Source organism: Actinokineospora iranica, from assembly GCF_900101685.1.
Taxonomy (GTDB): Bacteria; Actinomycetota; Actinomycetes; order Mycobacteriales; family Pseudonocardiaceae; genus Actinokineospora; species Actinokineospora iranica.
In genome coordinates this window covers 17,304-31,676 of sequence record NZ_FMZZ01000026.1, presented here as the reverse complement: position 1 = coordinate 31,676, position 14,373 = coordinate 17,304, and the positions used below count along the sequence as shown (strand labels likewise).

The following is a 14,373-nucleotide window of genomic DNA, read 5'->3' as shown; positions in this document are numbered from 1 at the left end:
ACGGCTTGTCGTGTCTTCCTTGTGATGGCCCCTCGCCCGTCACCGCCGCGGCCACCGGCTACTGTGTCGCCTGTCACGCCGACCCCCGGGCGGCCGCGCGGCGGTCAACACTGCGCCAGGAACTCGACAACCAGGGCGGTACGGTGGGCCATGGGCGGTCGAGGCAGGCACTCGACCGGGTTCGGCGAACATGACCACACTCGTAACGCCAGGGCTGCATTCTGCGATGACCACATTGGGGGACGGACTGGACGGGTCAGTAAGCGCTGCCGTCGAGGGTGACCCTCGGGCTATCGAGCGCGTGCTCGCGTCCGTGCGTCCCCTGGTGGTTCGGTACTGCCGAGCCAGGGTCGGCAGGCAGGAGCGGTCGTACGCCTCGGCGGACGACGTGGCGCAGGAGGTGTGTCTCGCGGTGTTGACGGCTCTGCCCGGCTACCGCGACCAAGGCCGGCCCTTTCTGGCCTTCGTCTACGGCATAGCCGCGCACAAGGTCGCCGACGCGCACCGGGCCTCGGCCCGCAACCGGTCCGAGCCGGTCGCGGACGTGCCGGACGGCCCGGAGATCGAGGCTGGCCCCGAACAGCGGGCGATGCAGGGCGAGTTGTCGAGGCGGATGAGCGAACTGCTCCAGGTACTTCCGGACAAACAGCGTGAAATCGTAGTGCTGCGCGTGGTGGTCGGCTTGTCGGCGGAAGAGACCGCCGAGGCGGTCGGCTCGACGCCAGGAGCGGTTCGAGTGGCCCAGCACCGGGCGCTTGCCCGGTTGCGCAAGACGTTGTCCGCGGAGGAGGTGGTCTGAGTGCCCGATGAAAGCGACGAGCGTGGCGTGGACGAGGCGGCATCGCAGAGCCCGCGCGCCGAGCGCTCGAACGTGACCCCGGTCGCGTTCGGATCCGGTCTCCGCTTGGACGACGCGTTCGACCTAGGCGACGACGACCTGAACGACGCCGACGATTCAGACATCGACGCGGTCGACATCTCTCTTGTGCACGCCGACGACGCGTTCCTCGACGCGCTCGGCGGCGCCGTGCGCGGCGAGCGGCTCCCGGCTTCCCGTGACCTGCCGGACGACTTCCGCGGTGACGATTTCCGTGGCGACGAACTCGCCGCCCTGCTCTGCTCGTGGCGCGACGAGGTCGACGCCGCGCCGATCGGCGAACTGGTCGACACCAAGCTCGCCGTGGCCACCGTGTACGCGGCCAAGGCCCGCAAGCGCCGCAGACCCCGGCTGCTTGTCCCGTTCGCCGCCGCGGCGGCGGTGCTGGCCATCGCGTTCACCGGCGCGGGCCTGGCCGCCCAGGACGCCCGCCCCGGCGACCCCCTGTGGGGCCTGACCAAGGTCCTCTACGCCGACCACGCCCGCTCCGTCGAGGCCGCCGTTTCCGTCCGGCAAGACCTGGACATCGCGCAGACCGCCCTGGCCCAGGGCAAGGTCGCCGAGGCCAAGTCGAAGCTGGAGGAAGCGCAGCTTGGCCTGCCGTCGATCGCCAGCGAGGACGGCGCGGCCGACCTCGCGGCCGAACACCAGGACCTGCTCTCGAAACTCGGCGTCCCCGCGAACGGCGTCCAGCCGCCGCCGTCGGCCAACCCGAGCAGCGCGGTCCCCGTGCCGACCACCACACCGTCGACCACGACGCACTCGGTCTCGGTGACCGTGTCTACGAGTTCGCCGTCGACAAGCACCACCACGAGCGAGTCGACCTCGTCTTCCCCGTCGACGACGACGTCCGAGACGCCGACCGGCCCCGCGAAGGTCGACCCGGGCACCACGCCGGAGGAAACCGGCCAGGGCACGCAGAGCATCCGGCTCACCGAGGCGGTCCAGACCCCGGAGCCCCCGGCGTCGTCCCCTTAAGCAGCACACCATCGAAGCACCTTCGCCGCTCCCGCGGCGAAGGTGCTTTCGGCTGCTCCGGATAAGCGCCGCCGACTGTGGCATTCATTACTGTCGGCGGCGCTCATGGTTTTTCGCCCCAGTGCCGTCTCCGCCCGCGTGCCCCTTGGCGGGGCCCCGTGCCGGAAGGCGCCGCCGGAGAGCCCCCTGGCCGGGCCTAGAGGGCGTTTTCGCTCGCGGTGACACCGTCGGCATAGCCGCGGCAGTACTCCCAGCTCACATAGCTCGACGGGTCCGGGTCGAACGCGGGCTCGTGCGGCCGCATCCGGCCGTCGTTGAGCAGCTGCTCCAGGCTCGCCGCCAGCAGCGCCCAGTCGTGGTAGTGCGGCTCCTGGCACTCGCCGCAGTCGACGACGATGCCGCGGACCCCGCGCGGCTCCAACAGCGCCTGGTAGACCGCGAGGTCGGAAAGGTCGCCCAGTAGTTCCTCGCGCTCTTCGAGGGTCATCGGCGGCTCGGTCTCCTCAGCTGGCTCGTCCAGAGCGCGCGCCGGGTCGTCCGGGTCGCCCGCGAAGGGGTCCGGCGGCAGGGCGCCAGCGGGCCGGTCGTCCCAGGGGCCGCCGGTGAACGGGTTGGGGGGAACTGCGTCATGCGGCACGACCACGCACGGTACCGGGCGGAGGCCGAGGCGCGCCCGGATACCATGGGGGAACCGTGCCGCCTGCCGGAACTCGCGGGCCCACGGCGCGGTAGCAGGCCACCCTCGAACCCCCGGCCCGGCCACCGGGTCCGCCAGCCATGCAGGAAGGTCCGCCACCCACCATGACCAGCGAGCTCAACGCTGACGGGGTCCCGCACAAGTTCGCCACCTTGGGCCTCACCTTCGATGACGTCCTGCTGCAGCCAGCGCAGTCGGATGTGATCCCGAGCACTGTCGACACCGCGACCCGTGTCTCCCGGAATGTCACGCTGCGCATCCCGCTGGCGTCGGCGGCCATGGACACGGTCACCGAGGCGCGGATGGCCATCGCCATGGCCCGGCAGGGCGGCATCGGCATCCTGCAGCGCAACCTGTCCATCGAGGAGCAGGCGCGCCAGGCCGAGACGGTGAAGCGCTCCGAGGCGGGCATGGTCACCGACCCGGTCACCTGCTCGCCCGGCGACACTCTCGCCGAGGTCGACGCGATGTGCGCGCGCTACCGGATCTCCGGTCTGCCGGTCACCGACGCCGAGGGCACGCTCGTCGGCATCATCACCAACCGGGACATGCGCTTCGAGGTCGACCACACCCGGCTGGTCAGCGAGGTCATGACCAAGGGCCCGCTGGTCACCGCGCAGGTCGGGGTGTCGGCCGAGGCCGCGCTGGGGCTGCTGCGCAGGCACAAGGTCGAGAAGCTGCCGATCGTCGACGGCGAGGGCAAGCTGCGCGGCCTGATCACGGTGAAGGACTTCGTCAAGACCGAGCAGTACCCCAACGCGACCAAGGACCCGGACGGCAGGCTCATCTGCGGCGCCGCGGTCGGCGTCGGCGAGGACGGCTACAAGCGCGCGATGACGCTGTTCGACGCGGGCGTCGACGTCCTGATGGTCGACACGGCCCACGGTCACGCGCGCGCGGTCCTGGACATCGTCAGCAGGCTCAAGAAGGAGCTGGGAGACGCGGTGGACGTCGTCGGCGGCAACGTGGCCACCCGCGCGGGCGCGCAGGCCATGGTCGACGCGGGCGCGGACGGGGTGAAGGTCGGCGTCGGCCCCGGCTCGATCTGCACCACCCGCGTGGTCGCGGGCGTCGGGGTGCCGCAGATCACGGCGATCTACGAGGCGTCGCTGGCCTGCGCCCCGGCGAAAATCCCGATCATCGGCGACGGCGGCATCCAGTACTCCGGCGACATCGCCAAGGCCATCGCGGCGGGCGCGAGCGCGGTCATGCTGGGCAGCCTGCTCGCCGGGACCGCCGAGGCCCCGGGCGAGTTGATCCTGGTCAACGGCAAGCAGTTCAAGAGCTACCGCGGTATGGGCTCGCTGGGCGCGATGCGCTCGCGCGGTGAGGCCAAGTCCTACTCGAAGGACCGGTACGCGCAAGACGACGTGCTCTCCGACGACAAGCTGGTGCCCGAGGGCATCGAGGGCCGGGTGCCGTTCCGCGGCCCGCTGTCCCAGGTGGTCTACCAGCTCGTCGGCGGGCTGCGCGCGGGCATGGGCTTCACCGGCTCCCGCACGATCGCCGAGCTGCAGCAGGCGCAGCTCATCCGGATCACCGCCGCCGGGCTCAAGGAAAGCCACCCGCACGACATCACCATGACCGTCGAAGCGCCGAACTACACCACCCGCTGACCGTCTCAGCTGACGCGGTTCCACCGAAAGGACCACCCCCAGTGCGGGATCTTGTCGACATCGGCATGGGCCGGACCGCCCGGCGCGCCTTCGGGCTCGACGAGGTGGAGATCGTGCCGTCGCGGCGCACCCGCTCGTCCAAGGACGTCTCGACCACCTGGCAGATCGACGCCTACCGGTTCGACATCCCGCTGATCACGCACCCGACCGACGCCATCGTCTCGCCCGGCACTGCGATCGCGGTCGGCGAGCTCGGCGGACTGGGGGTCCTCAACGCCGAGGGGCTGTGGGCGCGGCACCCGAACGTCGAAGAGGTCCTGTTCCGCCTGGTCACCGCGGCCGAGGACGGGGACGAGCCGGGCGTGCTGGTGCGGCTGCTCCAGGAGTTGCACGCCGCGCCGCTGCGCGTCGACCTGATCGCCGAGGCGGTGAAGCAGGTCCGCGAGTCCGGGGTGACCGTCGCGGTGCGGGTCAGCCCGCAGCACGCCGCCGAGCTGACCCCGGACCTGCTGGCCGCCGGGGTGGAGATCCTGGTCGTGCAGGGCACCATCGTCTCCGCCGAGCACGTCGCCCGGGACTCCGCTGGCGCGGAGCCGCTGAACCTCAAGCGGTTCATCGCCGACCTGGACGTCCCGGTGATCGCGGGCGGCGTGCACGACTACCGCACCGCCATGCACCTGATGCGCACCGGCGCGGCGGGCGTCATCGTCGGCTACGGGCACTGCCCCGGCATCACCACGACCGACAGCTCGCTGGGCATCGGGGTGCCGATGGCCACCGCGATCGTCGACGCCGCCGCCGCCCGGCGGGACTACCTGGACGAGACCGGCGGCCGGTATGTGCACGTGATCGCCGACGGCGACGTGCGCACCAGCGGCGACATCGCCAAGTCGATCGCCTGCGGCGCGGACGCGGTCATGCTCGGCGCGCCCCTCGCGGTGGCCGCCGAGGCGCCCGGCCAGGGCCTGTACTGGACCTCGGCCGCCGCGCACCCGTCGCTTCCGCGCAGCGCCGTGCTGCCGGTCGCCGAGGACATAGAGGTCGACCTCAAGACCCTGCTGTTCGGCCCGTCCTCGGACGCGGACGGCCTGGTGAACCTGTTCGGCGCGCTGCGCAGGGCACTGGCCAAGACCGGGTACTCGGACCTCAAGGAGTTCCAGAAGGTCGGTCTGACGGTCCGCTCGTGAGGCGGGTCGTCGCCGCGGCGGACGGGGTGGCGCTGGCCACCCCCGCCGACGGCGACGCCGCCGCGCTCGCGGCGGACTGGGACAACGCGTTCGACGTCGATCCCGACGACCGGCCGCAGCCCCCGCCGGTGGCGCTGGGTCGGGCGGTGGTGCTCGACGCCGTCACCGGGGCGCTGTTGGGCCAGGTGACCTGGCATGAGGTCCGGTGGGGGCGCACCCGGGCGTGCGCGGCGTGGAACGTGGGGATCGCCCTGCTGCCCGCCGCGCGCGGGCGCGGTGCGGGCGCACGCGCGTTGCGGTTGCTTACCAACCATCTCTTCGCCACGACTGACCTCGACCGGGTAGAGGCGGCCACCGATGTCGACAACGCCGCCGCGCGGCGCGCGTTGCTCGCGGCGGGTTTTCTGGCCGAAGGCGTGGTGCGCGGCGCCCAGTTGCGCGGCGGGGTGCGGCGGGACCTGGCGCTGTTCGGCGTGCTGCGCGGAGACCGCCCCTGACCAGGTGTGTTACCGCAGGTCACAGAAAAATCCACTCAGCCTCTAGCCGGGTCTGTCCACCAGCCCTTAACCTCTGCCCATGGGCGCGCAACTCACCGGTAACAACACTGACTACGACGTGGTCGTGGTCGGCTCAGGCTTCGGCGGCAGTGTCGCCGCTCTCCGTTTGACTGAGAAGGGCTACCGCGTGGCGGTAGTCGAGGCCGGCCGCCGGTTCGCCGACGACGAGTTCGCGAAGACCTCATGGGACATGCGCAAGTACCTGTGGGCGCCCCAGTTCGGCTGCTACGGCATCCAGCGCATCCACCTGCTCAAGGACGTCCTCATCCTCGCGGGCGCGGGGGTCGGCGGCGGTTCGCTGGTGTACGCGAACACGCTCTACCGGCCGCTCAAGCCGTTCTACCAGGACAAGCAGTGGGCGCACATCACCGACTGGGAGTCCGAGCTCGGCCCGCACTACGACCAGGCGTCGCGGATGCTCGGGGTCGTCACGAACCCGACTACCACGCCATCGGACGAGATCATCCAGAAGGTCGCAGCCGACATGGGCGTCGCCGACACCTACCGCCAGACCCCGGTCGGCGTGTACTTCGGCGAGCCGGGCAAGAAGGCGGCGGACCCCTACTTCGGCGGCGCGGGCCCCGAGCGCACCGGCTGCACCGAGTGCGGCTCCTGCATGACCGGCTGCCGGGTCGGCGCGAAGAACACGCTGGTCAAGAACTACCTGCACCTCGCTGAGAAGGGCGGCGCGAAGGTCATCCCGCTGACCACGGTGACCGCGCTGCGCCCGCGGGGCGACGGCTCTTACGAGTTGGACCTGCGCAAGACCGGCACCACGTCCAAGCTGTTCCGCACCACCATCACCGCGGGCCAGGTGGTGCTGGCCGCGGGCACGTGGGGCACGCAGAACCTGCTGCACAAGATGCGCGACACCGGCGCCCTGCCGAAGCTGTCGCCGAAGCTGGGCGAGCTGACCAGGACCAACTCCGAGGCGATCATCGGCTCGGGCAGGCCCAAGGTCGACCCGGAGCACGACTACAGCCGCGGCGTGGCGATCACGTCCTCGTTCCACCCGGACGAGAACACCCACATCGAGCCGGTGCGCTACGGCAAGGGCAGCAACGCGATGAGCATGTTGCAGACCCTGGCCACCGACGCCCGCACCAGCGTGCCGCGGTTCGTGCAGGTGCTGCGGTTCCTCGCCAAGCACCCGATCCGCACGCTCAGCCTGCTCCAGGGCTACCGCTGGAGCGAGCGGACCGTGATCCTGCTGGTGATGCAGAGCCTGGACAACTCGATCACGACCTACACCAAGCGCGGCCTGTTCGGGCGGCGCAAGTACACCTCCAAGCAGGGCCACGGCGAGCCGAACCCGACTTTCATCCCGGCCGGGTACGAGGCCAACCAGCTGACCGCCAAGCACATCGGCGGCATCGCTGGCGGCACCTGGAACGAGATGCTCAACATCCCGCTCACCGCGCACTTCCTCGGCGGCTGCGCCATCGGCGCGGACGCCGACGAGGGCGTCATCGACCCTTACCACCGCGTCTACAACTACCCCGGCCTCTCCGTGGTCGACGGCGCGGCCGTGAGCGCCAACCTGGGCGTCAACCCGTCGCTGACGATCACCGCCCAGGCCGAGCGCGCCTTCTCCCTCTGGCCGAACAAGGGCGAGGTCGACCCGCGCCCCGCCCAGGGCTCCGGCTACCAGCGCGTCAACCCGGTCGCGCCAGCCGCGCCAGCGGTCCCCGCGCACGCCCCCGGCGCCCTCCGGCTGCCCGTCGTCGAGATCCGGGTGAACGGCAAGCCTGCCTCCACCCGCAGCTGACCAGCGGAAACACCCTCAAGATCGCGAGTTGTCCACAGGCCGCCGGAGGCCCCCTGTACCACAGCGGGCTCCGGTGGCACTGTGGGCTACGTGACAAACGCATTCGCCTCCAGCGCCGACCTCGAGCGCAAACCGGAGACCTTCACCGCCTTGGCGGAGGGCGTGTACGCGCTCACCGCCGAGGGCGACCCCAACGTGGGCGCCATCGAGGGTGCGGACTTCCTGGTCTGCTTCGAGGCCAGGGCGACCCCGGTCGCCGCCCGGCGCTGGCTGGCGCTGCTGCGCGAGCGGACCGACAAGCCGGTCCGCTACCTCGTGCTGAGCCACTACCACGCGGTCCGGGTGCTGGGCGCGAGCGCGTTCGACGCGCGGGAGATCGTCACCCACGAGGCCACCCGCGCGCTCATCGCCGAGCGTGGGGCGGCGGACTGGGCCAGCGAGCACGCCCGAATGCCCCGCCTCTTCGAGGAGCCGGAAAGCATTCCCGGCCTCACCTGGCCCACCCTGACCTTCACCGACCGCATGACCATCCCCCTCGGCGGCGACCACGGCGACCTCGTCCTCGCCTACTGCGGCCGCGGCCACACCGCGGGCGACATCGTGGCCTGGCTTCCCACCCACAAAATCCTCTTCGCGGGCGACCTGGTCGAATGCGCGGCCGCCCTCTACACCGGCGACGCCTTCCACGACGACTGGGCAACCTCCACTTTGGACACAGTGGCCGCCTTCGAGGCGGAAACCCTGGTGGGCGGCCGCGGCCCCGTCGCCCACGGCCGAGCCCAGATGGCGGCGGCCATCACCCAAAGCAGACACTTCATCAACCAACTGCGCGACACCGTCGCCCACATCCGCAACTGCGGCGGCTCGGTCCGCCAGGCCTTCCAAGCCGCCCACACCGCCCTGTCCCCCCGCTACGGCCACTGGCCCATCTTCGCCCACTGCCTCCCCTTCAACGTCCAGCGCTACTGGGACGAACTTTCCGGCCAGGACTGGCCCCTCATCTGGACCCCGGAACGCGACCGCGAGGTCTGGGCAAACCTCCGGGGGCCCCAGTGACCATCCCCCCTGCCCCTGCCCCTGCCCCTGCCCCTGCCCCTGCGCACACCGCCGCCGTTGCCCCCGTCGGCGGCAGCGCGGGCTTCCCCGCCGCCGCGGGAACTAGCTCCGCGGGCACCGCCATCGGCCCCGCTGTGACTGTCTCCGCCTTCGTCGGCACCGGTACCCGACTTGCCGACGCCACCGGCCTCGGCGCTGTCACCTGCGCCCCCGCTACCGGCCTTGCCGCGATCGCTGGCCGCGCGGCCTCAACCCCCACAACACGCGCCGCAATCGGCTCCGGTCCTGCCGCACCGCCCGGTCCTGCCGTGAAAACCATCATCCGTGCGGCCTCAGCCCCCGCCGCGATCGACGTCGGCCGCGGGCCCGCCGCTTTCGCCAACGATGTCGCCTCCGCGACCGTCATGTGCTTTGTCTCCACCGCTTCCGGCCGCGCTGACTCCGGCTCCGATCCCGCCGTCACCTCTGGTCCGGCCGCATCCGCCTGCCGCGCCTCCGCTGCCCCCGGCGGCCCCACCCTTGCCGCCATCGCATTCCGTGGCGGCGGCTTCCAAGCCGGGCCGCGCGCGCGGGGACACCGTGTTCCAAGTCGTCGGCTGTCCGGGCTCGCCTCGGGCGAGTGCTGTCGTGTGGTCCGTATGAGCATGGGGGAGATCCGGTGAGCGAGCCTGTTGTCGTGGTCGGTGCGGGGCCGGTCGGGTTGACGGGGGCTCTTGTCCTTGCCCGCCATGGTGTTCCGAGTGTCGTCGTGGAGGCGTTGCCCGGCCGGATCAAGGTCGGCAGCCGGGCGATCTGCGTCCAGCGGGACATTCTCGACGTGCTCGAACGCGTCGGTGTCGGGTGGCAGGTGGTCGACGCGGGGGTCACCTGGTATTCGGGGCGGATGTTCTACCGGGAGCACGAGGTGTCGGTGATGACCTTCCCGGAGCCGCCGCCCGGGCAGTTCCCGCCGTTCGTGAACACGCCGCAGAACGTCATCGAGCACCTGTTGGAGGCCCGCGTCCGCGCCGAGCCGTTGATCGATCTGCGCTATGCCAACCAAGTGGTCGGCCTGCGCCAAGACGACACCGGAGTCACCGTGGCGGTGGAAACGCCCGACGGTCCCGATTCGGTGCGGGGCACGCATTGCCTCGCGGCCGACGGCAGTCGCTCCACCGTGCGCAAGCTGCTGAACCTGCCGTTCCCCGGCCATTCCTTCGAGGACAAGTTCCTCATCACCGACATCCGCGCGCGCATCGAGCACCCCGTCCCCGAGCGCCGGTTCTACTTCGACCCGGCTTGGAACCCGGGCCGCCAAGTGCTGCTGCACCCGCAGCCGGACTCGGTGTGGCGCATCGACTGGCAGGTCCCAGAGGACTTCGACCTGGCGACCGAGCGCGCCAACGGCGGCCTCGACGCCCGGGTCCGCAAGGTCATCGGCGACCTCGACTACGAACTGGTCTGGGCGTCGCTGTACCGCTTCCACCAACGCCGGGTGCCGACCATGCGGGTCGACCGGGTGCTGTTGGCAGGCGACGCCGCCCACCTCATGAGCCCGTTCGGCGCCCGGGGCATGAACTCCGGCCTGGCCGACGCGGAGAACGCCGCCTGGAAGATCGCCGCCACCCGGGCGGGCTGGGCGGGCCCCCACCTGCTGGACACCTACGACACCGAACGCGGCGCCGCCGCCGACGAGAACCTCCGGGTCACCGCGACCACCATGCGGTTCCTGGTTCCCAGCACCCCCGCTGAACGAGCCCACCGCCACGACGTCCTGGAACGCGCCCGCACCGATCCCGCGGTCCGTCCCGAGATCGACTCCGGCAAACTCTCCGAGCCGTTCTGGTACCTGGACTCGCCCCTCACCACCCCCGCCAGTGCCGAGGACCGAGCCGCCTTCCCCCGCGCCCCAGGCCACCCCCGCCCACCCCTGCCCGGCGTCCTCTGCCCCGACGCCCGACTTCCCGACGGCACCCGCCTGCGCGCCGCCTTCGGGCCGCACTTTACCCTTCTCGCCGCCCCCGAAGCCCCCCTCCCAGCCCTACCCGACGCAGACCGCATAACCACCCGCCGCCTACCCCCCGAAGTCGCCAGAACCCTGCGCCTCGGCCGAACCGGAGCCGCCCTGGTCCGCCCCGACGGCTTCCTCGCCGCGATCCTGCCCGCCCGCCAACCCGGGGAAGACCGCTCAACCCCTGGTCAACCGAGCCCCGCCGACACATCTGTCCTGAATGGACAAATGCGAGCAGATGACGTTGGCGGCCGTTTTTCCGGTGATGGCAGACAAATACCTGGCGGCGAGTCGGTCGCGGCCAGCACGCCCCACCTCGGCAACACCGCGGTCGCGAGCCTTTCGGTCGACAAGTCGCCAGCGCGGCAAGCATTAGCCCAGTCGGAGACCGGGCAACCGTCGGTCGATCACCCGGCGGCTGAACCGCCGCGGGCTTCGACCCTGGCCGACGAGGTCGCCGCCGCGGTGCGGCGGGCCTCGGGTTGGGTGGTGCCCTAGGTGGTTACCCCATTGTCACCAGGGGCCACGGGGAATGGCTTTGGATAGCGGAAGGGTCTCCCGCGACGGCGAGACCGAGTCCGTGCGGGTGGGAGGTCCGGGGCTTGATCAGCAGAAGATCCTTTCTGCGGGCGGCCGGGGTCGGTGCGGCGGTGACGACCGCGGCCTCGTGCACCGGGTCGCCTGGGCCGGGCGAGACGTCGGGGAGCAGTGTGACCGTGCCGTCGCCGAGTAGCCGCCCGGGAGCTGTTCCGCCGGACTGGAACAGGTTGCGGGCGCGGCTCGGCGGGGGGCTGTGGCTGCCGGGGGAGGCGGAGTGGGAGCGGGGCAGGCGGTCGTTCAACCAGCTCTACGACGGCCGCGCGCCCGCGGCGGTGGCCGCCTGCGGGACCGTCGAGCACGTCCAGGCGTGTGTCGAGGTGGCGCGGGCCGCGCACCTGCCCATCGCGGCCCGTGGGGGCGGGCACAGCTACGCCGGGTACTCGGCGCCCGATGGCGGGGTCGTGGTGGACCTGCGGGGGATGTCGGCGGTCGAGGTGCGGCCGGACGGCACGGCCGTGGTGGGGGCGGGCGCGCGGCTGATCGACGTCTACGCCGCCCTCGCGGCCGCGGGGCGGTGCCTGCCCGCCGGGACCTGCCCGACGGTGGGGATCGCGGGTCTGACGCTGGGCGGCGGGATCGGGGTGCTCACCCGCAAGTTCGGGCTGACCTGCGACCGGCTGCTGTCGGCCCAGGTCGTCACCGCCGACGGGGTGGTGCGCACGGCCGCCGAGACCAGCGAGCCCGACCTGTACTGGGCGCTGCGCGGCGGCGGTGGGGGCAACTTCGGCATCACCACGTCGTTCACCTTCGCGACCGAGCCTGCGCCCGACCTCACGGTCTTCCGGCTCGGCTTCCCGGCCGAGGCCGCGCCCGCCGTCCTCGGGGCCTGGCAGGAATGGGTGGCGGGCATACCGGACGAGCTGTGGGCGAACGTGGGCTTCAGCGGGGGATCACCGGTGCGATGCGGAATGAGTGGGTGCTTCGTGGGCTCGCAGGCCGCGCTGAACCCGTTGCTGGACACCCTGTTCGCCCGCGCCGGGGTGCGGCCAACCCGGCGGACCGTGCGGCAGCGCGGCTACCTCGACGCCATGCGGTTTTTCACCGGCTGCGCGCAGCGGCCGATCGCGCAGTGCACGCCGGAGAAGCTGCCGAGGGAAGCGTTCGTCGCCTCGTCTCGGGTGTTGCCCGCGCCGGTGCGTGACCCGGCGGCGCTGGTCGCGCTCCTCGACGGCCGCGACGGCATGGAAGTGCTGCTCGACCCCCTCGGCGGCGCGGTCGCCCGCGTCGACCCGACGGCGACCGCGTTCCCGCACCGGCAGGCGCTGGCGACCATCCAGATCTATCAGAAGACCACAGTGGACGGTCAGGTCGCCGCCGCCCGTGCCGTCGCGGAAGTGCGGGAGGCGCTGGTCGGGGTCGGCGCGCGCGGCGGCTACGTCAACTACATCGAGGCCGCCATGCCCGGCTGGAGCATCGCCTACTACGGCGGGAACGTCAGCCGACTCGGCGCCACCGCCCGCCGCTACGACCCGGACCGGGTGTTCACCTTCGCCCAGTCCGTCCACCGCATGTGACTACAGGTCCAGCCCCGACAACACCATCGTCTGCTCCTCGGTGAAGTCGTCCATCGCCGACCGCACGCCCTCGCGGCCGGTGCCCGAGCCCTTGACCCCGCCGTAGGGCATCTGGTCGGCCCGGAACGAGGGCACGTCCCCGATGACCACGCCGCCCACCTCCAGTTCCGCCGCCGCGCGGAACGCCGTCCGCAGGTCGTGGGTGAACACGCCCGCCTGCAAGCCGAACTCGGTGCTGTTGGCCACCTCGAACGCCTCGTCGACCGAATCCACGACCGACACCACCAGGACCGGGCCGAACACCTCCTCGCACGACACCTTCGCCTCGGCCGGAACGTCGGCCAGGACAGCGGGGGCGACGGTCGTGCCGGTGCGGGCGCCGCCGGTCAGCACCCGCGCCCCCGCCGCTGCGGCCTCCGCGATCCAGCTCTCGACGCGCTTGGCGTTGTCCTCATCGATCAGCGGGCCGACGTCGACCGCCGGGTCGTGCGGGTCGCCGGTGCGCAGGGACTCGACCGCGGCGACCAGGCGCGGCACGAAATCCTCCGCCACCGCGCGGTGCACGACGACGCGCTGCACCGCGATGCAGGACTGCCCCGCCTGGTAGTTGCCGAACGTCGCGATCCGCCGCGCCGCGTGGTCCAGGTCCGTCCAATCCGGACAGACGATGGCCGCGCTGTTGCTGCCCAGTTCCATCACCACGTGCTTGCGCGGCGCGGCGGCCATCAGCCCCCAGCCGACGCCGGTCGACCCGGTGAACGAGATCACCGGCAGCCGCGGGTCCTCGACCAGCGACGACATCGCCGACCCGCGCACCGGCAGCACCGAGAACGCGCCCGAGGGCAGGTCCGTCTCGGCCAGGATCTCCCCGAGCAGCAGCGCCGAGAGCGGGGTCGCCGACGCCGGTTTGACGATCACCGGGGCGCCGACCGCCAGCGCGGGCGCGACCTTGTGCGCCACCAGGTTGAGCGGGAAGTTGAACGGCGCCACGGCCAGCACCGGCCCGCGCGGCCGTCGCCGGATCACCGCCAGCCTGCCCTCGCCTCCTGCGTCGGTGTCCAGGCGTTGCAGGTCGCCGACGAACCGGCGGGCCTCTTCCGCGGCGAACCGGAACGTCGACGTCGCGCGGGCGACCTCGATCTCGGCCCACTTCAGCGGCTTGCCGTTCTCCGCGGTGATCGTCTCGGCGATTTCCTCTGCCCGCGCGGCCAGCGTCGCGGACACGTGGTCCAGGGCGGCGGCGCGCAGGTGCGCGGGCGACGACCGGAACTCCTTGGCCACGGCGGCCGCCGCCGCGACCGCGCGCTCGACCTGCTCCGGCGTCGGCGCTGAGACGGTCGCCACATCGGTGCCGTCGTAGGGATGCCGGACGTCGAAGGTGGTCGCGCTGCTCTCCGGCCTGCCCGCCACCCAGAACGGGCGGGGTTTGGCCACGATGGCGTCTTCGTCTTCGGTCATGCCTCAACGGTATGCCCGAAATGCGGCGTGGGCGCGTCCGGTTACCATGGCTTTGGCTGACCGACGATGGTGACT

Annotated in this window: 11 protein-coding genes; 9 read left to right on the top strand and 2 right to left on the bottom strand. The window is 71.8% G+C overall.

The window, feature by feature from the left end; translation table 11 throughout:
- The first annotated feature begins 226 nt into the window (after positions 1 to 226).
- Both BLS56_RS29695 and BLS56_RS29690 read left to right on the top strand, forming a co-directional pair.
- The gene (locus tag BLS56_RS29695; protein ID WP_091457768.1) at positions 227 to 799 is read left to right on the top strand and encodes a sigma-70 family RNA polymerase sigma factor; all 573 of its coding nucleotides are present in this window, start codon (positions 227 to 229) and stop codon (positions 797 to 799) included.
- Positions 800 to 1,855, top strand: coding sequence for an anti-sigma-D factor RsdA (locus BLS56_RS29690; protein WP_091457763.1), 1,056 nt, complete (start codon positions 800 to 802; stop codon positions 1,853 to 1,855). It begins immediately after the preceding gene.
- 196 nt (positions 1,856 to 2,051) lie between these two features.
- Here the strand turns inward: BLS56_RS29690 and BLS56_RS29685 are convergent, their stop codons facing one another.
- Positions 2,052 to 2,423, bottom strand: coding sequence for a DUF5319 domain-containing protein (locus BLS56_RS29685; protein WP_091457810.1), 372 nt, complete (start codon positions 2,421 to 2,423; stop codon positions 2,052 to 2,054).
- A gap of 233 nt (positions 2,424 to 2,656) precedes the next feature.
- Between BLS56_RS29685 and guaB the strand changes: the two genes are divergently transcribed.
- The 7 genes from guaB to BLS56_RS29650 all read left to right on the top strand — a co-directional run bounded on the left by guaB (position 2,657) and on the right by BLS56_RS29650 (position 12,840).
- Positions 2,657 to 4,168 carry an IMP dehydrogenase gene (gene guaB, locus BLS56_RS29680; protein WP_091457758.1) on the top strand — a complete coding sequence of 504 codons (1,512 nt, stop codon included), beginning with the start codon at positions 2,657 to 2,659 and terminating at the stop codon, positions 4,166 to 4,168.
- 41 nt (positions 4,169 to 4,209) lie between these two features.
- The gene (locus tag BLS56_RS29675) at positions 4,210 to 5,355 is read left to right on the top strand and encodes a GuaB3 family IMP dehydrogenase-related protein (RefSeq protein WP_091457752.1); all 1,146 of its coding nucleotides are present in this window, start codon (positions 4,210 to 4,212) and stop codon (positions 5,353 to 5,355) included.
- Positions 5,352 to 5,852 carry a GNAT family N-acetyltransferase gene (locus BLS56_RS29670; RefSeq protein ID WP_091457746.1) on the top strand — a complete coding sequence of 167 codons (501 nt, stop codon included), beginning with the start codon at positions 5,352 to 5,354 and terminating at the stop codon, positions 5,850 to 5,852. The genes BLS56_RS29675 and BLS56_RS29670 overlap by 4 nt, the downstream gene beginning before the upstream one ends.
- Positions 5,853 to 5,931: 79 nt before the next feature.
- Positions 5,932 to 7,680, top strand: a complete 1,749-nt coding sequence (locus tag BLS56_RS29665) for a GMC family oxidoreductase (RefSeq protein ID WP_091457741.1) — start codon at positions 5,932 to 5,934, stop codon at positions 7,678 to 7,680.
- A gap of 90 nt (positions 7,681 to 7,770) precedes the next feature.
- Positions 7,771 to 8,736, top strand: a complete 966-nt coding sequence (locus BLS56_RS29660) for an MBL fold metallo-hydrolase (protein ID WP_091457808.1) — start codon at positions 7,771 to 7,773, stop codon at positions 8,734 to 8,736.
- Between the two features lie 658 nt (positions 8,737 to 9,394).
- Positions 9,395 to 11,224 (top strand): FAD-dependent monooxygenase, encoded by a 1,830-nt coding sequence (locus BLS56_RS29655; RefSeq protein ID WP_091457736.1) that lies wholly within the window; start codon positions 9,395 to 9,397, stop codon positions 11,222 to 11,224.
- A gap of 212 nt (positions 11,225 to 11,436) precedes the next feature.
- The gene (locus BLS56_RS29650) at positions 11,437 to 12,840 is read left to right on the top strand and encodes an FAD-dependent oxidoreductase (RefSeq protein WP_324187545.1); all 1,404 of its coding nucleotides are present in this window, start codon (positions 11,437 to 11,439) and stop codon (positions 12,838 to 12,840) included.
- Here the strand turns inward: BLS56_RS29650 and BLS56_RS29645 are convergent, their stop codons facing one another.
- Positions 12,841 to 14,298, bottom strand: coding sequence for an aldehyde dehydrogenase family protein (locus BLS56_RS29645; protein ID WP_091457729.1), 1,458 nt, complete (start codon positions 14,296 to 14,298; stop codon positions 12,841 to 12,843).
- Positions 14,299 to 14,373 lie beyond the last annotated feature (75 nt).

Excerpts from the sequence above, each read along its gene's own strand:
- BLS56_RS29695 (WP_091457768.1), top strand. The coding sequence starts at position 227 with ATGACCACATTGGGGGACGGACTGGACGGGTCAGTAAGCGCTGCCGTC.
- BLS56_RS29645 (WP_091457729.1), bottom strand. The coding sequence starts at position 14,298 with ATGACCGAAGACGAAGACGCCATCGTGGCCAAACCCCGCCCGTTCTGG.
- BLS56_RS29665 (WP_091457741.1), top strand. The coding sequence starts at position 5,932 with ATGGGCGCGCAACTCACCGGTAACAACACTGACTACGACGTGGTCGTG.
- guaB (WP_091457758.1), top strand. The coding sequence starts at position 2,657 with ATGACCAGCGAGCTCAACGCTGACGGGGTCCCGCACAAGTTCGCCACC.